Origin of the sequence: Nitratireductor sp. B36 (assembly GCF_020833685.1) — a bacterium.
In the GTDB taxonomy this organism is placed as follows: Bacteria; Pseudomonadota; Alphaproteobacteria; order Rhizobiales; family Rhizobiaceae; genus Nitratireductor.
Window position 1 is genome coordinate 278,254 of the sequence record NZ_JACKZY010000004.1, and the last position, 26,856, is coordinate 305,109.

21 protein-coding genes are annotated in these 26,856 nt (G+C 61.0%); 6 read left to right on the forward strand and 15 right to left on the reverse strand.

The genetic code is table 11. From position 1 onward, the window contains the following. Positions 1–99 precede the first annotated feature (99 nt). On the reverse strand, positions 100–1,896 hold the full coding sequence (locus tag H7H48_RS17635; RefSeq protein WP_229450360.1) for an acyl-CoA dehydrogenase C-terminal domain-containing protein: 1,797 nt from the start codon (positions 1,894–1,896) through the stop codon (positions 100–102). A 219-nt stretch (positions 1,897–2,115) separates the two neighbouring features. Then, a complete protein-coding gene (locus H7H48_RS17640) occupies positions 2,116–2,583 on the reverse strand; it encodes a MerR family DNA-binding transcriptional regulator (protein WP_229450361.1) in 468 nt (155 codons plus the stop codon). Positions 2,584–3,020: 437 nt separating this feature from the next. Between H7H48_RS17640 and H7H48_RS17645 the strand changes: the two genes are divergently transcribed. From H7H48_RS17645 to H7H48_RS17655, 3 genes are all read left to right on the forward strand, one after another. Next, a complete protein-coding gene (locus H7H48_RS17645) occupies positions 3,021–6,737 on the forward strand; it encodes a peptidoglycan-binding protein (RefSeq protein ID WP_229450362.1) in 3,717 nt (1,238 codons plus the stop codon). Positions 6,738–7,050: 313 nt separating this feature from the next. Continuing rightward, entirely contained in the window at positions 7,051–7,971 is a 921-nt protein-coding gene (locus H7H48_RS17650) for a sulfite exporter TauE/SafE family protein (RefSeq protein ID WP_229450363.1), read from the forward strand. A gap of 3 nt (positions 7,972–7,974) precedes the next feature. Beyond that, positions 7,975–8,754, forward strand: coding sequence for a TIGR02186 family protein (locus H7H48_RS17655; RefSeq protein ID WP_229450364.1), 780 nt, complete (start codon positions 7,975–7,977; stop codon positions 8,752–8,754). Here the strand turns inward: H7H48_RS17655 and pdeM are convergent, their stop codons facing one another. From pdeM to phnC, 9 genes are all read right to left on the reverse strand, one after another. Next, positions 8,755–9,462 carry a ligase-associated DNA damage response endonuclease PdeM gene (pdeM, locus tag H7H48_RS17660; protein WP_229450365.1) on the reverse strand — a complete coding sequence of 236 codons (708 nt, stop codon included), beginning with the start codon at positions 9,460–9,462 and terminating at the stop codon, positions 8,755–8,757. Further along, positions 9,459–11,990: a ligase-associated DNA damage response DEXH box helicase gene (locus H7H48_RS17665; protein ID WP_229450366.1), complete on the reverse strand. Its 2,532-nt coding sequence runs from the start codon at positions 11,988–11,990 to the stop codon at positions 9,459–9,461. Before H7H48_RS17665 ends, pdeM begins: the two co-directional genes overlap by 4 nt. A gap of 84 nt (positions 11,991–12,074) precedes the next feature. Next, positions 12,075–12,707, reverse strand: a complete 633-nt coding sequence (gene phnN, locus H7H48_RS17670) for a phosphonate metabolism protein/1,5-bisphosphokinase (PRPP-forming) PhnN (RefSeq protein WP_229450368.1) — start codon at positions 12,705–12,707, stop codon at positions 12,075–12,077. Further along, positions 12,704–13,843 carry an alpha-D-ribose 1-methylphosphonate 5-triphosphate diphosphatase gene (locus H7H48_RS17675; RefSeq protein WP_229450370.1) on the reverse strand — a complete coding sequence of 380 codons (1,140 nt, stop codon included), beginning with the start codon at positions 13,841–13,843 and terminating at the stop codon, positions 12,704–12,706. The genes phnN and H7H48_RS17675 overlap by 4 nt, the downstream gene beginning before the upstream one ends. A 2-nt stretch (positions 13,844–13,845) precedes the next feature. Next, positions 13,846–14,553: a DUF1045 domain-containing protein gene (locus tag H7H48_RS17680; protein ID WP_229450371.1), complete on the reverse strand. Its 708-nt coding sequence runs from the start codon at positions 14,551–14,553 to the stop codon at positions 13,846–13,848. Between the two features lie 100 nt (positions 14,554–14,653). Beyond that, positions 14,654–16,213, reverse strand: a complete 1,560-nt coding sequence (phnE, locus tag H7H48_RS17685) for a phosphonate ABC transporter, permease protein PhnE (protein ID WP_229450373.1) — start codon at positions 16,211–16,213, stop codon at positions 14,654–14,656. A 2-nt stretch (positions 16,214–16,215) separates the two neighbouring features. Then, on the reverse strand, positions 16,216–17,184 hold the full coding sequence (phnE, locus tag H7H48_RS17690) for a phosphonate ABC transporter, permease protein PhnE (RefSeq protein WP_007010501.1): 969 nt from the start codon (positions 17,182–17,184) through the stop codon (positions 16,216–16,218). A gap of 67 nt (positions 17,185–17,251) precedes the next feature. Next, positions 17,252–18,160 (reverse strand): phosphonate ABC transporter substrate-binding protein, encoded by a 909-nt coding sequence (gene phnD / locus H7H48_RS17695; protein WP_229450375.1) that lies wholly within the window; start codon positions 18,158–18,160, stop codon positions 17,252–17,254. Between the two features lie 87 nt (positions 18,161–18,247). Next, the gene (gene phnC, locus H7H48_RS17700; RefSeq protein ID WP_229450376.1) at positions 18,248–19,090 is read right to left on the reverse strand and encodes a phosphonate ABC transporter ATP-binding protein; all 843 of its coding nucleotides are present in this window, start codon (positions 19,088–19,090) and stop codon (positions 18,248–18,250) included. Between the two features lie 211 nt (positions 19,091–19,301). On the opposite strand from phnC, the gene H7H48_RS17705 reads away from it, so the two are divergent. After that, positions 19,302–19,709 carry a GFA family protein gene (locus H7H48_RS17705; RefSeq protein ID WP_229450377.1) on the forward strand — a complete coding sequence of 136 codons (408 nt, stop codon included), beginning with the start codon at positions 19,302–19,304 and terminating at the stop codon, positions 19,707–19,709. A gap of 12 nt (positions 19,710–19,721) precedes the next feature. Here H7H48_RS17705 and H7H48_RS17710 read toward each other — a convergent pair whose 3' ends face one another. Then, a complete protein-coding gene (locus tag H7H48_RS17710; RefSeq protein WP_229450379.1) occupies positions 19,722–20,678 on the reverse strand; it encodes a nitronate monooxygenase family protein in 957 nt (318 codons plus the stop codon). A 101-nt stretch (positions 20,679–20,779) separates the two neighbouring features. Further along, on the reverse strand, positions 20,780–21,922 hold the full coding sequence (locus H7H48_RS17715) for an aminotransferase class I/II-fold pyridoxal phosphate-dependent enzyme (RefSeq protein WP_229450381.1): 1,143 nt from the start codon (positions 21,920–21,922) through the stop codon (positions 20,780–20,782). Positions 21,923–22,076: 154 nt separating this feature from the next. On the opposite strand from H7H48_RS17715, the gene H7H48_RS17720 reads away from it, so the two are divergent. Next, on the forward strand, positions 22,077–23,150 hold the full coding sequence (locus tag H7H48_RS17720; RefSeq protein WP_229450383.1) for a hypothetical protein: 1,074 nt from the start codon (positions 22,077–22,079) through the stop codon (positions 23,148–23,150). Between the two features lie 6 nt (positions 23,151–23,156). Here the strand turns inward: H7H48_RS17720 and H7H48_RS17725 are convergent, their stop codons facing one another. Further along, positions 23,157–24,752, reverse strand: a complete 1,596-nt coding sequence (locus H7H48_RS17725; protein ID WP_229450385.1) for a cisplatin damage response ATP-dependent DNA ligase — start codon at positions 24,750–24,752, stop codon at positions 23,157–23,159. Continuing rightward, the gene (locus tag H7H48_RS17730) at positions 24,752–25,762 is read right to left on the reverse strand and encodes a ligase-associated DNA damage response exonuclease (protein WP_229450386.1); all 1,011 of its coding nucleotides are present in this window, start codon (positions 25,760–25,762) and stop codon (positions 24,752–24,754) included. The genes H7H48_RS17725 and H7H48_RS17730 overlap by 1 nt, the downstream gene beginning before the upstream one ends. Positions 25,763–25,875: 113 nt before the next feature. Here H7H48_RS17730 and H7H48_RS17735 point away from each other — a divergent pair, with 113 nt between their 5' ends. Beyond that, on the forward strand, positions 25,876–26,850 hold the full coding sequence (locus H7H48_RS17735) for a methyltransferase domain-containing protein (protein WP_229450388.1): 975 nt from the start codon (positions 25,876–25,878) through the stop codon (positions 26,848–26,850). Positions 26,851–26,856: the final 6 nt, after the last annotated feature.

The following is a 26,856-nucleotide window of genomic DNA, read 5'->3' on the forward strand; positions in this document are numbered from 1 at the left end:
GGCCAAGTACGGACTGTGGGTCTGCCACTCTACGCCTCCTCGCTGACAACGCTGCGCACTAGCGTAGGCACGCTAGAACGAGCACGGCTTTCATACCAGTCAAAACGCCTCTTCCGGCAGGGCCATCATCGCGTCGGCGCCGGTGGAGATACGGGCGAGGTGCGCCGCCGTTTCGGGCATGACGCGCTCCATGAAATACCGGCCGGTGGCGATCTTGGCCTCAAGGAACGAGGCGTCGCCATTGGCACCGGCGGCAATCTGCTCCTGCGCTTTCTTGACCATTCGGCCCCACATGTAGCCGAGCGCCACAAGGCCCATCAGATGCATGTAGTCATGGGAGGCCGCACCCGCATTGTCAGGCTTCTGTACGGCGTTCTGCATCAGCCAGAGCGAAGCGGCCTGCAGGTCGTTGAGGCCTTTCTTGAGCGCCTTCGTGAAGGGGGCCATCGCCTCGTCTCCACGATGGGCCTCACAGAAATCGCCGACTTCCTTGAAGAAGGCCTGTGCGGCGCGGCCACCTTTGGCCGGCAGTTTGCGGCCCACCAGGTCCAGCGCCTGAATGCCGTTCGCGCCCTCGTAGATCATGGCGATGCGTGCATCGCGCACGAACTGGCTCATGCCATGCTCTTCGATATAGCCGTGACCGCCGAAAAGCTGCTGCGCCATGACGGCGTGCTCGAACCCCTTGTCGGTGAGAACGCCCTTGATCACGGGCGTCATCAGCGCCAGGAGATCGGATGCCGCTTCGCGGTCCTTCTCGTCTTCGGAGAGATGCGCGATGTCGGATTTGAGCGCGGTCCACAGGATCAGCGCACGTCCGGCCTCGTTAAAGGCGCGCATCGTCATCAGGTTACGGCGCACATCCGGGTGGACGATGATCGGATCGGCCTTCTTTTCCGGCGCTTTCGCCCCTGTGAGCGAGCGGCCCTGAAGCCGTTCGCGCGCATATTCCACCGCACCCTGATACGCCGCTTCACCAATGGCATGGCCCTGGAGGCCGACTCCGAGACGCGCCTCGTTCATCATGGTGAACATGGCTTTCAATCCGCCATTCTCTTCACCAAGCAGATAGCCGGTCGCGTCGTCATAGTTCATGACGCAGGTGGCGTTGCCGTGAATGCCCATCTTTTCCTCGATGGCCCCGCAGGAAACGCCATTACGCGCACCGGGCGTGCCGGCATCGTCGACCATCACCTTCGGTACGATGAAGAGCGAGATGCCCTTCACGCCGGCGGGTGCGCCCTCGATGCGGGCCAGAACCAGATGGATGATGTTTTCCGAGAGATCGTGTTCGCCCGCGGAAATGAAGATCTTCTGGCCGGAAATCCTGTAGCTTCCGTCGCCGTTTGGCACGGCTTTGGAAGTCAGGAGGCCGAGGTCGGTCCCGCAATGGGGCTCGGTCAGGTTCATGGTGCCGGTCCAGCTGCCTTCCACCATCTTCGGCAGCCACTTCTGCTTCTGCTCCTCGGTCCCATGCGCAAGGATCGCCGCGATGGCGCCCTGCGTGAGGCCGGGATACATCATCAGCGCCATATTGGCGGAAACCAGATACTCGCTGACGGCTGAATGCACCGTGTAGGGGAGGCCCTGGCCGCCATATTCCGCAGGCACGGAAAGGCCCAGCCAGCCGCCCTCGCAATATTGACGGTAGGCCTCGTCAAAACCTTTCGGCGTGGTCACGGAGCCATCGTCATGGCGGGTGCAGCCTTCCACGTCGCCAACCCGGTTGAGCGGCTGCATGACGTTTTCGGCCAATTTCGCACCTTCGCTCAGGATCGCCTCGACGATGTCCGGCGAGGCGTCGGCAAAGCCCGGCAGATTGTCATAATTGCCGTAGCCAAGAACATCATTGAGCACGAACAGCGTATCGCGCACGGGCGCCCGGTAGGTCGGCATGAGACTCCTCCAGCTCTCGGATTTGCGCGCGAAAAGAGCTTTCGCGCAATGTCGCAAACGCTGTAGCAAATTTTGACGTTTGCGTAAACGTCAAAAAATGACTCGAGACGCGACCAAGCCCCGCGCGGAATCGTTTCAGCGCGGTCGGATCAATGAAAGTGCAGCGGCGCTAACTGAATGAGGGGCGTTTGGTGTCGCCCGCCCGGATGCAGTGGGAAATCAGCCGGCCTGACTGAAGGCCGTAGCGCCTTCCAGGCGAGCCGTTACGTCTGCGATCAGCTTCTTGAGCTCGGAAATTGCATCCTCGATGGAGCGCTGCTGTTTTTCGAGCCGCACCATCTGGCGTTCGGATTTTCTAAGCACGAGTTTCAACTGCTCGACATTGCCCGCCTTACGATCCTTCTCGGGATCGTGCAGATCGAGCACTTCCTTGATATCGCTCAGAGAAAATCCGATCTTCCGGCCGAGCAAAATCTGCTGGAGGCGAAGTTTGTCGTATCGCGAATAAAGGCGTGATGTGCCGATTCGCTCCGGCGTCAGGAGACCCTTGTCTTCGTAAAACCGCAATGCGCGAAGCGTGACGCCAAACTCGCGGGCCATCTCACCAATGCGGGTGTAGTCTTCGGAGTGGTTGGGAGAATCATTTCCCTCGGCGGCCTTTTCGACTGCCTTTGCAATGTTCGTCATGATCACTGTTCCGTATCGAATGAACACTCCGGTGGGGGGCCGGAATGATGCCATGTCTGTTGGTCAAGCGTCGCTGATGGCGAAGATTGTGCCACGCAGACATGATTTGAAGGCGGGCTTATGCGTTGCAGAATACGGCATTACAAGGGCCTGACGCCAAATTGTGAACGTCTTGCCAACAACCTTTTCGACCGATTTCCGCGCGTATGATTAATCCCCGGTAAGAAATATTAACTTCGTGTTTACCATGATCGGGGAATTGTGGGTTCGTCAGTAGACCGTGCCCGTTCGCTTTTGTCGCCTCGGGCATGGCAGCCTGACCGTGGGTGTCTTTGCGGCGTTTGTCTTCAGCCTTCCCGGCGTTCCAAAGCTCAAGGGCCCGCGTGGCAAGGACTATCGATGGCCAACCGGCAACCGGTGGAGAGGCGGGCGTTCCGATGAACAACAAGCGTTCCTATCTGGAAAACATAAATGCCGGTCGTCGGCGGCGGCCAGGGGCGAACGCGTCTCTTGATGAGATAAGCCGAACGCTGGAGGAAATGGAGCATCGCCTCGGGCATGCAACGGGTCGTTTCGACCGAAAAACGGAAGAGAATGAGGTTGCCCGTCGGATCCAGGAACTTTCCGAAACCGTCTCGCAGACCTATGCCCGTCCCATGGAGCGGTCGATGCCACACAGACGTAAGGCACCGCCGCACACGTCCTTTGAGCGCGCTGCGCATGAGCTCGAGCGCAGCCATAGGCAGGAACGCGAAATCGCTTCGATCGGGAGCATTGCCAATGAGCTCAAGACCCTGAGAGCGGACCTGCGGGATGCGATGCGATCCGGGTTGAACGACGAGTTCTCCGTCTTGCGCCGTGAACTGGCTGGCATCATGGCTTCCGTGCCTAACGCCGCGTTGAGCCGCGAGCTTGTGGTCGAGTTCGAGCGCTTGTCCAATGCCATTGGTCAGCTTGCTGAACGCAGCGATGACAAGAATGTCAAAATGCTCCGTTTGGAAATGGAGGAGCTGAAGTCGTCCATCTCCAACCTGGCGCGCGAAGAAACGCTGCGAGCGGTCGATCAGCGCTGGGATGCACTGGATGATCGCTGGAGCGCGTTCGAGGATCGTGTTTCCAGTGATATACGCAAAAGCGATCCGGCGATTGAAATGCTGCATCAGCGCATCGAAGAGATTGCCCATGCGGTCAACAATCTCCCCGAGTCGCTTTCCATCCAGTCGCTTGAAGATCGTGTGCGCACACTGGCCGGCGCGCTTGATCAGCTGCTTGAGCGCAAGCAGCAAAGCAATCCCGAAATCTATGCGGCACTCGACGAGCGTCTGGATGAGATCAGCAGGGCGATCGCTGCCTCTGCTCCCAAGGCGCAGGCGGCCAATTTTGATCCACAGCCGTTTGAGCGCATTGAGGCGCGTATTTCGTCTCTGGCGAACCAGGTGTCGGAATTGCTCGCAGAGCGCGGAGGTGGCGAGGCAGTCGGGCAACTCAGCGACCAGCTCTATTCCTTGTCACAGCGCGTCGATGATATCGCCCGCCGTATCGACATGCCGGAACAGACCGTGGAACGCCTTGCCGGACAGATTGCCGGCATCGCCGAGAAGCTGGACAACGCACCGCAGCCTCAGATTGCGGAGCACATGCTGCGCGGCATCGAAGACCGCTTCGCGCATCTTTCCCAAATGATCGAACAGCGACAGGGCGATGTGGTCGAGCAGAGCCGAACGCTGGTCGACGAGCTGGAACGCCGTCTTCAGGAAATTTCCGCCCGGATCGATGAGCGCAGCCATCCTGTTCAGGATGAGGCGGGCATCATGGCGACGATCGATGCCCGGTTCAACGAACTGGTCGCGCGTCTCGATACAGGCACCGGCGGGGGACGTGGTGATGGTGATGCACTGCGCGCATTGGAAGCTCGCCTTGACGACATCTCCGGACGCTTGCAGGCATCCTCAGCAAGCGCTTCCTCAGTTGATCCCGACGTGATTCGGAATCTCGAAGCGCAGGTGCGCAGCCTTTCCGAACATCTCTCGCGCCCGAATACCGACCTGCCGGAGTTCGAGGATCTGGGTCCGCGTCTGGAGAACATTGAACGGTCCATTCACGAGAACCGTGCCGCCGTTGTGGAAGCCGCACGGCACGCTGCGGAACAGGCGATCGGCGCCCTTGGCAACAGTGCACAGGCTGAAGCCTTCGATCGCGAACTGCGCGCGGAACTGCGAGCGCTTGAGGAACTCACGCGCAAGTCGGACGAACGCAACACCAAAACCTTCGAGGCCATTCACGATACGCTTCTCAAAATTGTTGATCGGATCGGCGCTGTAGAGGGATCTGCCAAAGACGGGGGGCGGGGCGACGCTGCAAAGATTGCCGTGGCAGCCGCCCCGTCGATCTCGCCTGATGAAGACGACCCTGCTGCAACAAGTGCTGCAGACTACGAGCCCGCGTCCAACCGCTCTCCCGCCGAAGCCGCCGCAGCCGCAGCACGCGCTGCATTGGATGAGGATGGTGAGAGGGAACAGGCAAAACCTGGACGTACATCTCTGCTCGGTGGCTTGTCCCGTGCCTGGAGCTCCCGAGGGGACAAGCAACACGTTGAATTGGAGGAGAATGCCGAAGGGCCGGTCGATTTCGAAGTCGATGCAAGTCTCGATGCGGTCGAACTTGATGCAGAGCGCATCAATCAGCCGCTTGAACCAGGCTCAGGCGCCCCGGACCTCAACGCGATCCTGCGCCGCGTGCGTGACGAAAAGAAAGCGCCAGCGCGCGCGGAGACTGACGACGCAGCGAAATCGGACTTCATCGCAGCGGCGCGCAGGGCTGCTCAGGCTGCCGCTGCCGAGGCTGAAATCCTCAAAAAACGCCGCGGCGAGACGACAGAGGAACGCGGGGGCTTCGGTTTCGGCCGTCTCCTGAAACGCTCCAAGAAGCCTCTCATGGTCATGCTCGGAGCTGGTATCGTGGTCGCTGGCGGCTACCAGATGACCAAGATTTATCTGTCGAATTCGACCTCCATACCGACGCCGGTTGCCAGCGATAGCTTTTCGCCGGAAGCAGCATCTGTAGTGGCCAAGGCCGAAGATCGGCCCGTTCGCGTCCTTGATGAAAAGCCGTTGGAAGACGCGGCGGTGAGCGAAAGCGCTGACGAGACCGTGAACACTCTGGCCTCCATGCCGGACATGGATGGTCCCGCCGAGGGAAAATTTGAAGAACCGCTTTCGGTTGCTGAAGTGGACAATACACTTCCAGTGCCAATCTCGGAGGCGGTGCAGCCGGTTTCGCTGGATGAGATCCCCATGGATGCAGGGCCAGTACCCCTTCGGGAAGCGGCTGCTGAGGGAGATCCAAAAGCGTATTTCGAGATTGCCAGCCGTTATGCGGAAGGACGCGGAGCGGCGGCCAACATCTCAAAAGCCGTCGAATGGTACACAAAGGCCGCTGAAGCCGGCTTTGCTCCGGCTCAATACCGCCTCGGTGATCTTTATCAAAAGGGAACCGGCGTCGACCGCGACGCGGCGAAAGCGAAAATGTGGTTCCAGCTTGCAGCACAGCAGGGCAATGCCGGTGCGATGCACAATCTGGGCGTTCTCTACGCCATGGGAGCTGATGGACCGGCCGACAACGCTTCCGCAGCTCGCTGGTTTCTGGAAGCGGCGGAGCATGGCGTCAAGGACAGCCAGTTCAACCTCGGCATTCTCTCTGCCAAAGGTATGGGCGTCCCGCAGGATCTGACGGAAGCGTATAAATGGTTCGCCATTGTTGCCAATGGTGGCGACGCAGATGCTGCAAGCAAGCGCGATGAAATCGCCGCCGCTCTTTCGCCGGACAAGCTGGAACAGGCAAAGAACAAAACGGCTCTGTGGAAAGCCAAATCCGTCGATCCTGCTGCAAACATGGTGGATATCCCCGAATCCTGGCGTGAGAGCAGAGAGCTGACGGCCAGCGTGGACATGAAGAAGGCGGTCACGAACATTCAGCTGATCTTGAACCAGCAGGGGTTTGATGCGGGCAAGCCGGACGGCATTATGGGCGCCAAAACAAAAACGGCGATCAGTGCTTTCCAGAAGGCCAACGGTCTGGCACCGACCGGAGAAGTGGATGAGGCGCTGGTGCGCGCCCTTCTGGAAAAGAACAAGGCCGCGGCAGCTGCCCAGTAAGGCAGCCTGGCGCTTTGAACACAGCCGGCTTTAAATCGCGGTGTGGGTAAAGTCGCCCACATCCGGCGAACGCCCGCGATGTATTTCCGTTTGCGGGCGGGCGTTCGGGCAATGCCACCTGTCCGCCCGCCGCATTATGTGTGTCTGAATGGTCGCAGTTCACGTTTGCCGGGCAAGTCGTTCAATCTTTTCCCGATTTGGTGACAACTCGGTTTGACTTCGAGACCGTCAGAGCGCAGAACGGAAGCACGCATAATGCTTCCACATCTCGCCCGGCCTCTTCGCCGGGCAAACAATTATTCGGGTGCCGCGGGTGGGTATTTATCTCCCAATCGCCGAAATGTCCGTCAACGTGTTCGTGCTGCTGGCCATGGGCGGCGCGGTCGGCTTTCTCTCCGGCATGTTCGGCGTCGGTGGCGGATTTCTCATCACGCCGCTCCTGATCTTCTACAACATTCCTCCCGCCATTGCTGTTGCCACCGGCGCCAATCAGGTGATCGCATCGTCTTTCTCTGGCGCACTGGCGCATTTCAAACGCAAATCTCTTGATCTGAAGCTTGGCACCGTATTGCTGGCAGGCGGCATAGTCGGCGCATCTTTGGGTGTGTCCGTTTTTGCCTATCTGCGGCGTCTGGGGCAACTCGACCTGATTGTCTCTCTGCTCTATGTGGCGTTTCTTGGCGTGGTCGGCGGGCTGATGCTGATGGAAAGCCTGCGTGCCATCAGGCGCTCCCGTGGTGGCCAGACAGTGACATTGCGCAAGCCCGGCCAGCACAACTGGATTCACCGTCTACCCTTGAAGATGCGCTTTCGCGCCTCGAAGCTGTTCGTCAGTGTCATCCCTGTTCTGGCGCTCGGCGCCTTCATTGGCTTTCTGGCGTCGATCATGGGTGTGGGCGGCGGTTTCATCATGGTGCCTGCGCTCATTTACCTCCTCAAGGTGCCCACCAATGTCGTGATCGGCACATCGCTGTTCCAGATCATCTTTGTGGCCGCTTTCACGACGATCATTCATTCCACGGCCAACCAGACCGTCGATGTGGTCCTCGCTTTTCTTCTCATGGTGGGTGGAGTTGCCGGTGCCCAATACGGCGCGAGGGTGGGACAAAAGCTTCGCGGCGAGCAGTTGCGTGCGCTTCTTGCACTCCTCGTTCTGGCCGTGGCGCTTCGTCTGGGCTTCGATCTCTTCGTTCGGCCCGAGAGCGTCTATTCGCTCTCAATGGCAGGGGGGTGAGCGATGCGTTTTGCAATGTTGTCCACGCTTGCCCTTTTGATGCCCATGCTGGCTGCGCGGGCGCAGGACCACATCCCGGAGAATATCCAGATCGGCCTGTCCACGGATCAGGTCTCGATTACCTCGGATTTCAGCGGTGCGGAGCTCACGATATTTGGTGCGCTCGACAACGCTGACCCATTGATTTCCCGGCAGGGGCGATACGACGTGATCGTGGTTCTGGAAGGGCCACCGCGTCCCGTGACGGTCCGCAAGAAAACCCGCGTCGCGGGCATGTGGATCAATACGGAATCGGTGATCTTCCGCGATGTTCCCGCCTCCTATTCCATGGCGCTCACGCGCGCACCGCAGGATATCACGGCCCCCGATGGCTATCGGCAATTGGCGCTGGGTGCAGACAATCTTCATCTTCAGCCGCTGGATTCAGATGGCGACCCGAAAACGATCGAGGAATTCACCCGTGCGCTGCGCGAACGCAAGGAAGCCGAGGGACTTTACTCGACGCGAGCGGGCGCGGTGCGGTTCCTGTCGCAAAGCCTTTTCAGGGCGTCGCTCAGGCTCGCCCCCAATGTCGCGGTCGGCACCCACAGGGCACGAGCCTTCCTGTTTCGCAATGGGATGTTCCTGCGTGAAACCTCGGCGCAACTCACCATCCGCAAGGCGGGGCTGGAGCAGCGCCTCTACCAGTTTGCCCATCAGAACAGCATGCTCTATGGCATTCTTTCCGTGCTGATTGCGATCGTTACTGGCTGGCTTGGGCGGCTGTTCTTCCGCAAGGATTGATCACCGCAGCATGCTGCCGGCAATGGCGTAGATTCCCTGCCGCCCCAGCATGTAGGCTGCCAGCTTCTCACGCATGAAAAGGCCGTTGAATGCGCGATCGAGTACGTTCAGCGTGCCGGTCAGACTGCCAAATGCCGGCATGATGAGCCGGCTACCATCACAGGCGAAACAGGCCCGACGCACACCACGCCCGCGTCTTACGATGCGCGCGCCAGGATGCAGGTGTCCGGCGATCTCGCCCGGGCCCGCACCGCGTGCAGGCTCGTGGCGGAAAGTGAGGCCGTCGATAGCGATTTCCTGAGCGCAGCGGCCGGGCAGGTCGGGTGGCGGCGCGGGATCGTGGTTGCCGGCAATCCAGTGCCAGTCGCGCTTGTCGATGATCTGGAAGAGGTGATCGCGAAAAGGGACAGGCATTTCTGCGGCACCCTCTTCATCGTGAAAACTGTCACCGAGACTGATCACCATTTCGGGGTCATAAGTGGCGACAACCTCTTCGAGCCGCTTCAGCGTTGCAGCGGTGTCGTAGGGTGGCAACATGCGCCCCCGCCTGGCATAAGCCGCGCCCTTTTCCAGATGCAGGTCGGAGACCACCATCAGCCCCATCGCCGGAAAGAAGAGCACGCCCCGCCAGTCGCACACGGCCTCATGCCCGGCAATGCGCACCGTCAGCGCCGTGCTTGCATCGGTTGCGGGTGCAAGGCTGTTCATGCCTCAAGTGCCTCCTGCATCAATTCCTCGCCTGAAAGTCGCGACGCTTCGCCAAGCAGCGCCTCATTTGCATCGCCGGCCACCGCTTCCTTGCCGATTTCGAGCATGATGGGCACGGCCAGCGGGGAAATGCGCGTCAGCGCCTTATGCACGATTCGCCCGCGAATGCGCGACAGCATCTCGCCCAGCCTCCTGACATCGAGCAGGCCCTGCGCGGCGTCCGCCCATGTGGCCTGCATGAGAATGTGATCCGGCTCATGGGCCCGCAAAACGTCGTAAATGAGGTCGGCGGAAACGGTCACCTGCCGGCCGGTCTTCTCCTGGCCGGGGTGGCGTTTCTCGACCAGCCCGGAGATCAGCGCACAATTGCGGAAGGTACGCTTCAAAAGCCAGCTATCGGCGATCCACGCTTCGAGGTCATCGCCGAGCATGTCCTCGTCCAAGAGCGCGGCCAGGCTAAGTTTGCGACTCTTAAGCATGGCGCTCATGTCGTTCAGGCCCCAAACGGCGATCGCGTAATCATTGGCGACAAAGCCCAGCGGATGCGCACCGGCGCGCTCGAGCCGGCGGGTCAGGAGCATGCCAAGCGTCTGGTGGGCGAGCCGTCCCTCGAACGGGTAGAGCACCATGTAGAAGCGGTTGCCACGCGGAAATGTCTCGACCAGAAGGTCTTCGCGGCGCGGCAGAATGGATTTGTCGCGCTGGATGGAAAGCCATTCGGCGACCTGTGGCGGCAATGTCTTCCAGCGCTCCGGGTCGGCCAGCATGGCGCGCACTTCCGCTGCCAGATAGGTGGAGAGTGGAAACTTGCCGCCGGCGTAATAGGGCACCTTGGCATCCTCTCCGCCGCCTGCAGACACGAGGCATTCATTCTCGCGAATGCCCTCGAAGCGCAGCACCCTGCCGGAAAACAGGAAAGTGTCGCCCTGCGTGAGGGTTTCGAGGAAATATTCCTCCACCTTGCCGAGCACGGGGCCGCCGCGCGAGGCGTTGCCACGGCCAGGCCGCACCATGCGGATGTTCAGCATCGGGGATTCGATGATGGTGCCGACATTCAGGCGGTATTGCTGGGCGATGCGCGGATTGGCGATGCGCCAGAGCCCGTCCTTCGTCCTGCGGATGCGGGCATAGCGCTCATAGCTCTTCAGCGCGTAGCCGCCGGTCGCCACGAAATCCACGATGCGGTCGAAGGTCGCCCGGTCTAGCCCGGCATAGGGCGCCGCACTCGCCACCTCGCCATAGAGCTCATCGGCGTCGAAAGGGGCGGCGCAGGCCGAGCCCAGCACGTGCTGCGCCAACACATCGAGCGCCCCTTCCACCAGTGGCGGCGTGTCCTGCGCGCCCAGATAGTTCGCTTCAAGCGCTGCACGGCACTCCATCACCTCGAAGCGGTTTGCCGGCACGAGAATGGCGCGGCTCGGTTCATCCATGCGGTGGTTGGAGCGGCCTATTCGCTGCGCCAGCCGGCTCGCTCCCTTGGGTGCACCCACATGCACGACCAGGTCCACATCGCCCCAGTCGATGCCCAGATCCAGCGTCGACGTGGCGACGATGGCCCGCAGGCTGTTGGTCTCCATCGCCTTTTCCACCTTGCGCCGCTGGCCGACATCGAGCGAGCCGTGGTGCAGGGCAATCGGCAGATTGTCTTCATTGGCGCGCCACAATTCGCGGAACAGAAGCTCGGCTTGGCTGCGCGTGTTGACGAAGAGCAGGGTGGTCCGATGCGCCTTGATCGCCTCATAGACCTTGGGAATGGCATAGAGCGCGGAGTGCCCGGCCCAGGGCACACGCTCCTCCGTCTCCAGAATGGTGATGTGCGGCTTTGCGCCACCCGCCACGGTCACGATATCGGACAGGGCGCCGGGCGTGTCCTGTGGCACCAGCCAGCGGCGCAGTGCTTCGGGTTCGGCGACCGTCGCCGAAAGCCCGATGGTCTGCAACTCCGGTCGCAGGCGGCGCAGCCGCGCAAGGCCAAGCGAAAGCAGGTGCCCACGCTTGGAGATCACCAGCGAATGCAACTCGTCGAACACGACGAATTTGAGGTCCGAGAAGAAGCGCTCCGCATCGGGTGAGGCGATCAGAAGCGCAAGCTGTTCGGGTGTTGTGAGCAGAATATCGGGCGGCGCATGCTTCTGCCGCTGGCGCTTGTGAGTGGGCGTATCGCCGGTGCGCGTTTCCATGGTCACCGGCAGCCCCATCTCGGTCACCGGCAGGTTCAGATTGCGCTGAATGTCGACGGCGAGCGCCTTGAGCGGCGATATGTAAAGCGTGTGAACGCCACGCCGCGCTTCGCCGGGCCGAGGTTTTGGCCGGTCCGCAAGATCGGTGAGCGTTGGCAAAAACCCGGCGAGCGTCTTGCCGGCACCCGTCGGCGCGATCAGCAGGGCGGAGCGGCCGGCCTGCGTGCGGGCGAGAAGTTCGAGCTGATGCGCGCGCGGCTGCCACCCACGCGTGGCGAACCATTCGCTGAAGGGCGCTGGCAGGAAAGGCGCGGCAATGCCGTCAATGGGGTGCGTCCGATGTTCCAAGATGGATTAGAACTAAACCAGAACAGACGGCGCGCCAAGAGGGGCTGTCGGCATCAGCCCGGATATCTGAATCAGGGGCGAGGATCAGACGCTGTCGCTCACCGCGCTCCAGGCAGCGGCGCGGCGCAGAATGTCCTGAAACTTTTCACCCGCTTCTTCCAGCGTGCCTGAATTGTCGATGATTGTCGCGTTTTCCACCGCGAGTTCTTTCGCATGCGCCCGTTCGAGACGGGCCAGAACTTCCTCGCGGGTTTCGCGGCCGCGGCTTGAAAGCCGCTCGGCTAGGACCTCGCGCGATGCGGTCACGATCACGGCGATGACATTGCCATAGCGTTCACGCAGGAGCGGGATGACGGCACGCGAAACATTGGCAACAGCCACATGGCCTTCCCGCACGACGTCGTCCACGCTGGCGGGCAGACCGTATTTCAGCCCGTTCGCCTCCCAGCTTACGGCGAATGCGCCCCTGCTTTCCGCGTCGTCAAAACTGGCGCGCGTCAGGCAGTCATGGGCCTCGCCGGCACCGTCCATCTCGCGCGTGATGACACGGCGCACGAAGGTGACGTCGCTGCCCTCGGGCCCGAGTCGCTGGCGCGCATAGTCCATCACCGAATCCTTGCCGGCGCCCGAGGGACCGGCCACAGCGACGAACACGCCATGCCGTATCGGGAAATCCTGCTCGCCGATGACGCGTTCCAGCGTGGCCGAGGACCTCATGCCACTCGCGCTCCTTCGCGCCAGACCGAGCGCACGATCGGCACATGCTCGTCCACGCGCACGCGGATCACATCGCCGCGCCGGCCTTGTTCGAGAATGCCGCGATCATCGAGCCCGACGGCTTCTGCCGGGTTCTTCGAAACCATGGCGACGGCCTGCGGAAGCGAGATGTGCTCTACCGTCTCGCCCAGAGCAAAGGCGGCCTGAACGAGGCTGAACGGGATGTAATCCGACGACAGAATGTCGAGCGTCTTGCCTTCCGCCAGACTGCGCGCCGAAACATTGCCGGAATGCGATCCGCCGCGCACCACATTGGGCGCGCCCATCAACACCTGCATGCCGGCCTCGCGCGAAGCTTTGGCGGCCTCCTGCGTGGTGGGGAACTCGGCGACGCGCACGCCCTGGGTTGCGGCCTCGTTTACATGCTCCATCGTCGCGTCGTCATGGCTTGCCAGGATGATGCCCTTTTCCCGACAGATGTCGGCAATCGCTTTGCGATGTCTGTTGGAATAGGTCTGCGACTGGGAAACGCGTTTGTCGCAGAACTGGCGGAAATCCTCTTCCGTCATGCCTGTCTTGTTCATGTAGTAGACCTTGTAGGTCTCGATGCTGGTGAACTGGCGCTGGCCCGGAGAGTGGTCCATCAGTGAAGCAAGCTTCACCCGGCTGTCATTCCTGAAAAGCTCGAACCCTTCCAGGCAATCGGGCGCGGAGACCTCGCAGCGCAGATGCAGGAAGTGGTCGGCACGTAACCGCCTGGCTTCCACGCTGTTTTCGATGGCGTGGCCAAGCTCGCGCATTTCCGGCGCGCCGAGGTTGCTGTCTTCATCAAGGCCGATGCGCAGCGCGTCGAACACGGTGGTAATGCCGGATGCGGCAATCTGTGCATCATGCGCAAGCACCGAGGCGATCGGGTTCCAGCGCACTTTCGGTCTGGGCGCGTAGTGCCGCTCCAGATGGTCCGTGTGCAGCTCGACCAGGCCCGGCAGGACGTAGTCGCCCTCCATATCTTCACCAACAGCGGAATTGCCGGCGGCAATGTCGGTGATGCGCCCGTCACGGATCGAGATGCTGCCTTCGATCACCTCATCGGGCAGCACGATGCGGGCGTTTTTTAGGACCAGCTCGTTCGTCATTATCAGGCGGTCTTTCTTGTCTTGTTCCAGCCGAGCGTTTCCAGGGATTTCACCTGGAACGGTGCGCCCGGTTCCGGCTCGATGAACAGGGCCAGCGAGCCAATCTCCAGTGGTTCCGACAAAAGCGGCCCGAAGAAGGCGTCGATCGCCCGTTCCATCCGGGGGGCTTCTTCCTGCGGCACGCGGCCGGTCAGGGTCATGTGGAAGCGAAACTCCTCGAACACATAGGGGTAGCCCCATTTGTGCAGATTCTTGAGCTGCGCCGGCGTGAGGTTTTCCGGATTGCGCCTTTCGAGTTCCCCAACGGTCAGCGGAGCGCGAAACGGCTCAAAATACTCGACGATGCCACCGGCCAACGCATCCAGCCGTTCCGAGCGTTCTTCGGGCACAAGTGCGAAAAAGCCGTCCAGCCTGCGCACCACGGCGCGCGGGATCGTTACCGGCTCCATCTGCGCGCAGAACTTTGCCAGCGCCTGGATCAGCGCCTGCTCGCTCTGACCTTCGGCAAGCCGGAACGGGGCCTTCAGCGTCGCATGAAACCCGTAGCGGCGTGCCGCAGCTGTGTGAAATGAGATCTCCGCCGCTGAAAAGGGCCCTGCATCCACCGGCGTGAGCGATGCGCCGGTAAAGGCATCGCGTCCCAGCCAGCGGGCAGCGGCCCGCGTCAGCGGGTCATCCTGTTCGGGTGTGAAGTAGATTGCGTAGCGCATGAGCTTTTCCTCGCCGATTGCGGTGCAATAGGCGATTTGTGTGACAGGTTAACGAATCCCTCGAAAGGACCACAGAAGCTATCAGCCATTTTCCGCCGCGTCATCCTTCGGCTCCTTGCCTGCCGATGAGACGCTGACGCAGCGTGTTGGAGATGTTGTCGAAGATGAAAACCACCAGCAGGATCAGGATCACCATATAGGCAACGTTTTCCCAGTCCTGATTGGTGCGCATCGCCTCCCAGAGCTTGAGGCCGATTCCGCCCGCACCCACAGCGCCGATGATTGTGGCCGAGCGCGTGTTGGACTCCCAGAAATACAGCGACTGGCTCAAAAACACCGGCAGAACCTGCGGCACGACCCCGTAGCGCTGGACCGAGGATGGTGCTGCACCGACAGAGCGCACGCCCTCCCGCTGCTTGTCGTCGATGTTCTCGAGCGCTTCCGAGTAGAGTTTGCCGAATGTGCCGGTGTCGGTGAAGAAGATCGCCGAAATGCCGGCGAGCGGCCCCGGCCCGAACGCGCGGGTGAAGAACAGCGCCCAGATCAGCATGTCCACCGAGCGCAGGAAGTCGAACGAGCGCTTCAAGAGATGGTTGATGAAACGGTTGGGCATGATGTTGCGCGCGGCCGCAAAGGCGAGCGGGAAGGCCAGGAGCGAGGCGAACACCGTGCCCGCAAACGCCATGACGATGGTCTGCAGCAGCTTCAGCCACACATCGCCATGCTGCCAGTCGGCATTGTTGACAATGTTGTCCCAGGCAATGGCCAGATTGGAGCGGCCTTCCTCGATGCGCTCGCCGAAGAAGATCGTGCCCAGAACCTCGCTGACCGGCATGCCCCAATACGGCGAGCGCGTGTCGAAGAAGAAATTCTCCCAGCCGAGGAAGCGGCGGCGTATCTTGACCTCATCGTCTTCGATCTCCGCACGGCCGGCAAAGCCGAAGCGCACGATAACCTTGGCACCGGGTGCACGCTGGCTTGCCCAGTCGGGCAGGGGTCCCCGCGCATTGACCGCGAGACGCTCCTCGATGTCGAGTTCCAGCGTCTCGCCCTTGTGCGTGACGGTCACGAAGCCGGGCTGAACGCGGATATGCGTGTCGCCACCGAACGAAACATCGGCGCTCACAATGGCTTCTTCACGGGTCACCACCGGTTCCGCCGGAGTGGTGTTCGCGGTCGGTGTTTCGGGTGGTGTGGAGGCAGATGGCATGGCACCAAGAAACCCACCGTCGTCTTTCGCAGCAGGCTTCGTGTCCAGCGACCCGAGGAAGCCGGCCCCGCTGGTTGCGCCGCTGCCGGAGCTGGTGGCCTCAGTTGTCCCCGCGCTCCGGCGTTCGACGGTCGCCGTTTCCGTCACCACCCAGTCCGGTTTCGGATCGTCGCCCAGCGGCGAGAAACGGGGGAAGGAAACATCCAGCGCATCGCCGTCATACTCGATGTCCGGGCGCACCTCATAGGAAACCCAGTCGGCCAGATAGCTTCCTGCGATATCCCAATTGCCGTTGGAGATCACCTGCCCCACGGCAAAGAGCCACCAGGCGAAGATCATATAAAGCGCGATGGCTGCGATGATGAGCGCGGCGCGAAAGCGCTCCAGCAGCGGGCGCTGAAAAACATCCGTGTGGCGCGCGACGATGGCGTTGGCTTCTAGCTCGGTCATGGTCAGCCTCCCCGGCCAAATTCAAAAGCTTGTCTGCCGACGATGCGCCCGCGTAGCCAGGCCGAAAGCTGGTCAACCGCGACGATGGTGCAGAACAGGAGAAGGATGATGGCGAGCGTCTTGGCCTCATGCGTGCGGCTGATCGACAGGCGCAGCGCCTCGCCGATACCGCCACCACCGACCGCGCCGATGATGGTGGAGGCACGGACATTGATCTCGAAACGCAGAAGCGCGTAGCTCAGGAAGTTGGGCATGACCTGCGGCACGATGGCGAACCAGACACGCTCGGTCCAGTTCGCACCGGCAGCGCGCAGGCCCTCCTCGGCTTTCATGTCGGCGTTCTCGACCACTTCGAAGAACATCTTGCCGAGCGCACCGACCGTGTGGATCGACACGGCAATGATGGCAGGCACGGCACCGATGGTCAGCACGGCCAGAAAAAAGCCGGCGATGACGATCTCGGGAAAAGCGCGGAGCAGCTCCATGAAACGGCGCACGAAGAAGCGCAGCCAGCGCCGGGTCGTCAGGTTCGATGCTGCCAGAAAGCAAAGGACGAAGCCAAAGCCGAACCCGATCAGCGTGGAAACCAGCGCGATGTTGATGGTTTCCAGCATCTTGTAGAAATATTCGGGCAGATAGAACGTCTCGGTGAGATAGATCCGTCCATCGGGATAATTGTATTTCAGGCTGCCATCGTCATAGGGCGAGGGCAGGTCGAAAAGGGCGCGCCAGATTTCCCAGCCATCGCGCGGCAGCATCTGGCCCACGAAATCGAACAGATAGGGCAGGCGGTCGAAGAACTTGCCGGCGTTCGATTCATTGGCAAACCAGAGCGAACCGCTCATGGCGAGAACCATGAACACGATGCCGCCAATGGTGTAGAGCCGGCGGCGTCCGGCCAGTTCGCGCCAGTGGCGCTCCACGGCCTGGCCGGCTTCGGAAAGAAGCGGGGAATGGGTCGTTGCTGTCATGTCTGGCACGCCTGTGCGACAACGCCGCCGGCACGGACCGGCGGCGTGTCAGATTGCGGGAAAGGGATCAGGAACCGATCTTGGAGCGACGGGCGTCGATGATCGGCTCGTAGAATGCCGGCGTCACTTCGGTGTAGCCCTTGTAGTCGCCGCCCTGGATGGCTGCGAAGCACTCCGGATCGGCTTCCGGCATTTCCATCATGAAGGTCTTGAACTTGTTCTTCATGTCGGCGTCCATGGAGGTGCGAACCACGACCGGACCGTTCGGGATCAGCGGGGACTTCCAGAGCTCAACCAGATCGTCCATGTCGAGAATGCCCTTCTCGACCATCTTGTGCAGGTTGCCGGAGGTGTAACCGTCGGAGAACTCGCCAACGCCCGAAGCCCAGGTCGTGCCGGCGTCGAACGTGCCTTTCACCACTTCGAGAACGAGGTTCTCGTGGCCGCCGCCAAAGCCGGTCTCGCCGAAAAATTCTTCGATGGATGTCCCGACGGCCTTGGGCAGCGTGACAGCGGGAACGAGGTAGCCGGAGGTGGAATCCGGGTCGGCGAAGCCGAGCTTCTTGCCCTTCATGTCTTCCAGCGACTTGATGCCGGAATCCTTGCGGGCGACCATGACCGAATGATAGCCCGTCGAACCGTCGGTCTGCACCGTTGTGAGGATTGGCTCAACGGCCTCCGGATCTTCGAGATAGACCTTCGCATAGCCCGAAGCGCCGAGCTCGGCATAATCGAGCGTACCGCCAAGCAGGCCCTGGATCACGCCGTCATAATCGGCGGCGGGAAAAAGCGAGACTTTTTCGACACCCAGAACCTCGGGAAGCTTGTCGACCATGCAGGAGAAATTGCGCAGGCGGTCGGCTTCGTTTTCGCCGCCGAGAATGCCGATGCGGAATTCCTTCAGGTCTTCGGCCTGTGCGCCGCCGACCATCATTGCGGTGAGCGCTACGGCGCCCATAAGAGCTTTCTTGAACATGACGTCTCTCCATTTGGGTGCCGGCTTTTCCCGCCGGCGGGTTTTCAGGCAGAGCGGCCCGTTACGCGGGCCAGGCGATCCCGTGGGTCAGACGGCGGCGAGCGCCGGTTGAGCCTGACCGGTCGATTTTCTTGCCGGCTGTGGAGCCGGGACATTGATGCTGGTGGAGGTGATGGCTTCGGAAAGCTCCGCGCCTTCCTCGCCGCCGTAAATGGTGCGCACCGCTTCGCTGGTCAGCGCCTCGGGTGGGCCGTCGAAGACCACAGCGCCCTTGGCCATGCCGACAATGCGGTTGCAATAGGCGCGCGCCGTGTCGAGCGTGTGCAGGTTGGTGATGACGGTGATGCCTTCGCGGGCGTTGATGTCGGCCAGCGAGTCCATCACCACCTTGGCGTTAAGCGGATCGAGCGAGGCGATCGGCTCGTCGGCGAGGATCACCTTCGGTTCCTGCATGAGAGCACGGGCGATCGCCACACGCTGCTGCTGACCGCCAGAAAGGGTGCCGGCGCGCTGCAGCGCCGTCTGCGCGATGTCGAGGCGCTCGAGCGCGGCAATGGCGCGGATGCGTTCCTCGCGGGTAAACATGTTCATCAGGTTGAGAACGGTGGAACGATGATTGAGGCGCCCGAGCAGGACGTTGGTCAGCACGTCGAGACGCGGCACCAGGTTGAACTGCTGGAAGATCATCGCGCAGTCGCGTTGCCAGCGGCGCAGCTCCGCGCCTTTAAGAGCCGATACCTCTTTGCCCTGAAATGAGATCGACCCTTCGGACGGATCGATCAGCCGGTTGATCATGCGCAAAAGCGTCGACTTGCCTGCGCCCGAGCGGCCAATGATGCCGACCATCTGGCCCTGTTCGATTTCCAGTTCCACATCGCGCACGGCCGTGTTCTGTCCGAAGCGTCGGGTGACCTGTCGAATTTCAAGCATTTGCTTATCCCGTTAAGCGCCGTATTGCGGCTCTCCCGCAGGCTTTTCGCCCTTGTCGCTCATTCGCCTAATGGGTGTGGATGAAACCTGCATGTCGCTTGGATGACGGTTTCTTGACAGTCCACAGTGCTGCCGCGCGCAGGGTTGCGTCGTGGCAATGGGGTCTTCTTCCTGGATATGCTAAGAGGCATCATCTTTAGGGAGATGATTGATGGGCACAACGCATTCCGGCACCTGCCTCTGTGGCGCGGTGAGATTTGAAATTTCAGGCTCGTTCGAGCGCTTTTATCTCTGCCATTGTTCGCGCTGCCGCAAGGGATCAGGCTCAGCCCATGCCGCGAACCTTTTTTCGAGCGCGGCGGAGATCACCTGGCTTTCTGGGGAAGAGAATACAGCGAGCTACCGGGTGCCGGGGGCGCGGCACCGGAGGAGCTTCTGCCGGTCCTGTGGCTCTGCTCTGCCGAGATCGGAAGCAGGCGGGGCGATGGTCATCGTTCCGGCTGGGTGTCTTGATACACCGGTTTCCATGAAGCCGACCGCACATATCTGCATGTCCAGTCGTGCGGATTGGGATGATGGGCTGAACGAAGTCCCCCGGCTGGATGGCCTGCCGGGATGAAGCGCGGCGGGGTTACCGCGCGCCGCAGATCCGATCCTTCGCTTCGGCGTATTCTGCCGCCAGGCGGTCCACCAGAGCGCCAGCGCTGGTGATCTCGCTCACCGCCCCAATGCCCTGTCCGCTTCCCCAGATGTCGCGCCAGGCCTTTGCGTCAGCGCTTGCGAAATTCATCTTGGAGGGGTCGGCTTCCGGGAGATTGTCGGGGTCCATGCCGGCCTTGACGATGGAGCCCTTCAAGTAGTTGCCGTGTACGCCGGTGAAGAGGTTTGAATAGACGATGTCGGCAGCACGCGAGGAGACAATCATCTCCTTGTAGTCCTCGGTTGCACGCGCCTCCTGTGTGGCGATGAAGGGTGAACCGATATAGGCAAGGTCCGCGCCCATCGCCTCGGCCGCCAGCACCGCGCCGCCATTGGCGATGGCACCTGACAGAAGCAGCGGCCCATCGAACCACTGCCGGATTTCCTGTACGAGAGCGAAGGGCGAAAGCGTGCCCGCATGTCCGCCAGCCCCCGCTGCCACCGCAATGAGCCCGTCTGCTCCCTTTTCGATCGCTTTTCGTGCATGGCGATCGTGAATGATGTCGTGCAGCACGATGCCGCCATAGGAATGAACGGCCTGGTTCACCTCTTCGACGGCGCCGAGCGAGGTGATGACGATCGGCACCTTGTGATCCACACAGACCCTCAGGTCATGCTCCAGCCGGTCGTTGGAACGGTGAACGATCTGGTTGACGGCAAAAGGAGCAGCGGGGCGGTCCGGGTTTTTCGCATCATGCGCGGCCAGCTCCTCTTTGATCTGCGATATCCATTCGTCAAGCTGCTCCTTGGGGCGCGCATTGAGTGCTGGAAAGGAGCCCACAATCCCGGCTTTGCATTGTGCGGTCACCAGAGGCGGATGCGAGATGATGAACAAGGGCGCGCCGACGACGGGCAAACGCAAAGTGTCGAAAACAGCCGGAAGCGCCATGTTAATTCCCTTCAATTGACGTATTCGTAAACGTCAAAACTTTTACAGCATCTTGGTCCCGGTTGAAAACCTCCATCGCCACATTTTGCGCGCTTCTTGTCTCAACCGGGTTTAATGTCGTTGTGCCGCCGCCCGAGAAAGTCTCGCATCGCGGCAAGCCCGGCATCAATCCCCTTGCGCCCAAAGCCGATGCGGAAGCGCCCTGCTGGGCTTTCCATCAGCTCCGAGTGGTAGACGGAGGCGGGCAGCAACAGCACGCCTGCCTGTTCCACGAGATCGTGGCAGAACTGTTCGACCCCATCCCGTCCATTATATCGGGGATAGGCAACACAACCGCCATCCGGGCGCTTCCAGTCGAAGAGATCCGGGTATTCGGCAAAGAATGCGTCCATTTTCTCAAGGTTCTCCGCGATCAGCGAGCGGTTCCGCGTAAGAATGCGGTCGCGCACTGAAAGCGCCATCACCGCCAGCCGCTCGCTCGGGGCAGAGTTGCAGATGGACAGGTAATGCTTGTAGCGCTCCAGCTTCTGCAAAAGCGCCGTGTCACGGCTGGCGATCCAGCCGATACGCAGGCCCGGCAGGCCATAGGCCTTGGACATGACGTTGAGGGAAACGCCCTTCTCATAGGCTTCCGCTGCCTGAGGAAGGCGTTTTTTGTCATCGCTTTCGAGCAGGCGGTAGACCTCATCACTGAAAAGGTAGAGATCGTGCTCGCGGCAAAGCGCCACGAGGGCTGCGAAATCCTCCTGCGGCATCAGGGCGCCGGTCGGATTGTTGGGCAGGTTGACCGATATCAGCTTCGTGTTGGGACGGATCGCGGCACGCACCGCATCGAGATCGAGCCGCCAGTTGTCGTTCTCCAGAAGCGGAACGCCGGTCACCGCGCACAGCCCCAGCGGCACGGTTTCTGCAGCCTGGTAGTTTGGAACAGAAACGATGGCGTGATCCTCGGGTGAGAGCATTACACGCATGGCCGCATAAATGCCTTCCTCGGCGCCGGCGAAGCAGAGAATGTCACGTGCGGAAAGGCCGTCATAAGTAGCGGCAATGGCCTCGCGCAGGTCCGGCGCGCCCCAGGTTTCCGTGTAGCCGAGCCACAGCCTGTCGAGCTCTTCGCGTGCGGAAGGCCCGGCCATCTGTGTCAGCTCACCGAGCGTCATGCTTTCCATGTCGGAGGCGGTCATGTGATGCCGGGCATTGAACTCCCAGCGGGAAAAGTGAACCTCAAGCGCGAAATCCCGCATTCTGAACTCCTCGGGCATGGTTAGGGTGGAGAAAAACCAGGCTCGACCTCATCAGGGCGGAATAGCCTATTGTTCACACCTTGTTATGACCGTTGATTGCATACTCACCAACGGTTAACCATGTGACAAAGACAGGCAAAGAGGGCAGCCAGCCTTGGACGCGATAGAAAATGCGATAAGAAAGGCGTTCGAAAAGGGCGACGCTAGCAAACGGCCCTTCCGTGAAAAGGTGTATCGTTCTGCCTTTGCAGCGCTGGAGCGCACGCTTGAAGCACGCGACGATCTTTCTGAAGAGGCAAAAACTGCCAGGCGCGAGAACCTGAAGACAACGATCACCGAGATCGAGACAGAGTTCGTTCCCGCCGCCCCACAAGCCGGGGGTCCGCAGGTCTCAAAGCCTGCGCCGCGAGAGCGGCCGGCTCCCTCGCCGCAAGTCGAGCCTGAGGCGCGCAGCGCCCCACGCCCCAGAGACAAAAGCGAGGCGTTCGCTCCACGGATTGACCCGCGGGATCGCAGCGGCGTGTCGGATGATCCTTCTTCTGAAGAGGCGAAACGACGCATTCGTGCGGCCCTGCCAAGGCCGCGGCGCTCTTATGCCATGCTCTTTCTGATCGCGACTGTGGTGGCGTTTCTCGGCTTGGGGCTCTGGTGGACCATGTCCAGTGGCATTCTGATGTCCAGCGATGAGCGGGACACCAGTGTGCGCAACCCGCCGCTTGCCCTGGAGGAAGACAATTATTCTGCGGACGAGGAAACAACAGCCTCCGGGTCGCGAGGAAGCCGCGCGGAGGGCGAATGGATCACCATTTTCGACCCAACCGATCCCACCACCGTTTCTGCGCCGGATGGCGGGAACATAGACGTGATGCGCAATGATGATCAGGTTTTTCTCCAAGTCAGCACATCCGGCGGGGCAGGCATTTCCTTTGATGTAGGGCGCGGCGTTCTGGAGACGCTCGCCGGACGCAACGCCATTTTCAGCATCGAGGCCAGAGCGCAGGACGGGGAGGAGACACAGCTTTCGCTCTCCTGCAACTTTGGCGCCCTTGGCGATTGCGGTCGCACCCGCTACGTGGTCGGGCCAACGCGTTCGGACTATCTCTTCGAGGTCGAATTGCCCAATCAATCGCCCAGCAGCGGCGGAACGATCACCATTGTTCCGGATGCCACCGGCCAAGGTCATGCGCTCGACGTCTTCTCCATCCGTGCGGCCATTGCGACGCAATGAGAGGTGCTAATCTTCGAGCATGGAGGTCAGGGCTTCAAGCCGGTCCGCTTCGGCTGCCGGCTTGTCCCAGCGCAGGCGGGAAATGCGTGGAAAGCGCATCGCCACACCTGATTTGTGTCGCGTTGAGCGATTGAGCCCCTCAAACGCGACTTCGAGAACAAGACCGTGATCGCGCTCGGCGCGGACTGATCGGACGGGGCCGAAACGCTCGATCGTGTTGTCACGCACATATTTGTCGATCTGCTTCAGTTCCTCATCGGTAAAACCGAAATAGGCCTTACCGACAGGTACGAGCTCGGGCGCGTCTTCGGGCCCGGTCCATACACCGAATGTGTAATCGGAGTAATAGCTCGACCGCTTGCCGTGACCACGTTGCGCATAAAGCAGCACTGCATCGATGATGAACGGATCACGCTTCCATTTGAACCATGGGCCTTTGGGGCGGCCGGGAACATAGGAGGAATCGCGCCGCTTCAACATCACCCCTTCAATCACGGGATGCGGTGGAGCACGTCGTTTGGCGTCCAGTTCTTCCCAGTTTGTGAAATCGACGAGCGGGGACAGATCGAAACGATCCTGCGACAGCCCCGATATCCGCTCCTGAAGTGCTGCCCGGCGTTGGATGAAGGGCAGTCCGCGCAGGTCTTCTCCTTCCGCCTGCAGCAGATCGTAGCAGCGGAGGAAGACCGGGTACTCGCCAAGCATCTTCTTCGACACCGTCTTGCGGTTGAGGCGCTGCTGAAGGTCCGAGAAGGTGCCGGTCCGCGTATCCGGGTTTCCGACCAGCAGCTCTCCATCCAGGGTCATTTCGGCTTCGAACGATGACAGGAGGTCCGGAAATGCACCGGATATGTCGTCGCCTGTGCGCGAATAGAGCCGTTTGACACCGTCTTCGCACACTGCCTGAACGCGGATCCCGTCCCATTTCCATTCGGCCGCGTAGTCGGCAGGATCCAGCTTTGAAAGCTCACCGTCGCCGACCGGATGGGCAAGCATGACCGGCCGGAACAGCGCTTTCGCAGTGCTGACAGGCTTTTGGGCTTCGCCTTCCAGCCATGCGAAGAGCGTTTCATAGGGTGGTTCGAGCCCGTGCCAGAGTTCTTCTATCTCGCCGATGTCCTTATTGCCGAACGTTGCCAGGGCCTGCTTTGCAAGCCGTGCTGATACGCCGATACGCAAGCCTCCGGTAGCGAGTTTGATCAGAGCAAATCGGGCAGAGGGATCGAGCCGATCGAGGAGATGCGCCATGACCGAAGGCGCTTCAGCCCGCCCAAGCGTGGAAAGCATTTCTACGATTTCGGAGAGCGGCGGCGGGGTTTCCTCACCCGGGGTGCTTGGCCAAACGAGCGATATGGTCTCTGCAAGGTCGCCAACATAATCGTAGGAATAGGCAAAAAGCACCTCGTCCATTCGCCCGCCGATCAGGGTCCGCAGCATGGCTGGTTTCACAGCGGGAAAGTCGAGGCCCCCGGTCAACGCGGCAAGAGCGTAACCACGATCAGGGTCACGCACAGAACTGAAATGGTCCGTGAGCAGGCGGATTTTTCCGTTCCGCGACGGGGTGAGAACCAGACGGTCGAGCAGATTGGCAAAGTCACGCATCACTCGACCTCGTCTTCGTAGCCGACGAGGTTGAGAGGGCGGGCCTTGATGCCGTTCAGTTCACACCAGCGAACGATGGCTTCCTCGCGGCCGTGTGTCACCCACACTTCGCCTGCCTCCGTTTCTCGGATAGTGGCGATCAGCTCATTCCAGTCTGCATGGTCGGAAAGGATCAGGGGGAGTTCGACACCGCGCTGCTTCGCTCTCTGGCGGATGCGCATCCAGCCGGAGGCAAAGACGTTGAGCGGATCGGCGAAGCGCCGCGTCCAGCGTTCGCCGAACACGGATGGAGGTGCGACTATGACGCGGCCCGCGGCGCGATCGGCAAGGCCTCCTTCGACAGTTGCCGGTTCAAGTTCGCCGAGGTCGATGCCCTGGCCTTCATAATAGCGACAGAGTTTTTCCAAGGCACCGTGAATGAGGATCGGTGTATCGTATCCGCTGGTGCGCAAGAGACTGATGACGCGCTGCGCCTTGCCAAGGGAATAAGCCCCCAAAATGTGCGCGCGATCCGGAAATTGCGTCAATGACGCGGTCAGACGCCGGATCTCCTGCAAGGGGTCGGGGTGAACAAAAACGGGGAGCCCAAAGGTCGCTTCGGTGATGAAGACATCACAGCGCACGGGCTCGAAGGCGGCGCAGGTTTGATCGGGATGACGCTTGTAATCGCCAGAGGCGACAATGCGCAGGCCATTTTTCTCCACAGCGATCTGCGCCGATCCCAGCACATGGCCAGCAGGGTGAAAAGAAATGCCAACACCATCAAGTGTCAGCGTTTCGCCGTAATTGATGGCCTGCCGGCTTCGCGCAAAGTCTGTACCGTACCGCAGCGCCATGATGTCGAGCGTTTCTCTCGTCGCCAGAACGTGTCCATGACCCGCGCGGGCGTGGTCTGCATGCCCGTGCGTGATCAGGGCCCGCTCCACCGGACGCACAGGATCGATGTAGAAATCACCGGGCGGGCAATAAAGTCCCGCCGGGCGCGGCTGGAGCAGGTTCTGCGGCTTCATGGAATGAGAAGATAGGTCATTTTTCAGGCAGTGAAAGACAGACTTGTCAGGAGACATTTCCGGGAGCATAAGCGCTCACCGCCCGCATGCGGGCCTCCTGGAAAACATATCGAATGAAGCCGATTTTCTTCACTTCGGGTGATCTGCTCGCCGATCGCCGTGCGGAGTATGCGGAGATGCTGTTCGAAAGCGGGGATTTCAAAGCCGCTGCCGACCTGATGGGCGAGGCTCTGACCCGTGCGCCGGATTGGGCGGCAGGGCATTTCCGCCACGGTGAGATGCTGGCTGAGGCAGGCGAGGTCGCAGCCGCGCTGGACGCCTGGCGAAATGTCCTCAGGCTCGATGAAATGGATCGGCTGGGTGCGGCGTTGAAGCTGGAGCTTTTCGGTGCGCTCGATGGTCTTGGCGCTGTTCCATCGGCTTTCGTCGAAACCCTGTTCGATCAGTATGCCGAAACGTTCGACACGGCGTTGGTGGACAAGCTCGGTTATCGCGTGCCCGAATTGCTGGAGGAAGCGCTTCTGCGGATCGGAAAACATGCTTTCGCTCATGCCGTCGACCTTGGATGCGGCACTGGCTTGATGGGCGAGCGACTGAGAGCCCATGTCAGCTTTCTTGAAGGGATCGATATCTCGGCAAAAATGCTGAAGCGTGCGGATGACAAACAGATCTACGACCGGCTGGAACGGGCCGATCTCTCCGCACTCACCAAGCTGCCCCGCGAGGCCGATCTGGTGACCGCGGCAGACGTTTTCATGTATCTGGGTTCGCTCGACCGGCTTTTTGCAGCGGCCGGAGCCTCGCTTGCGCCGGGGGCCCTTTTCGTTTTTTCAGTCGAACATCATGCGGGACCGGAGGCAATGGTGCTGCGTCCCTCGCGGCGCTACGCTCATTCCGAGGCGCATTTGCGGGCGGTCATGGGAGATGCGGGATTTGAACCGGTACTGCTTGAAAAGGCAGTGATCCGCCGGGATCGTGGCGAACCCATCGAAGGATTGGTGGTCGTCGCCGAACGGAGAGGGATTGGCGCTGCAGCGGCCAAGGTCGCAGTTCCAGACCACCGAAAAGAGCGCCCGGAAGTCCACTAGGGTCCG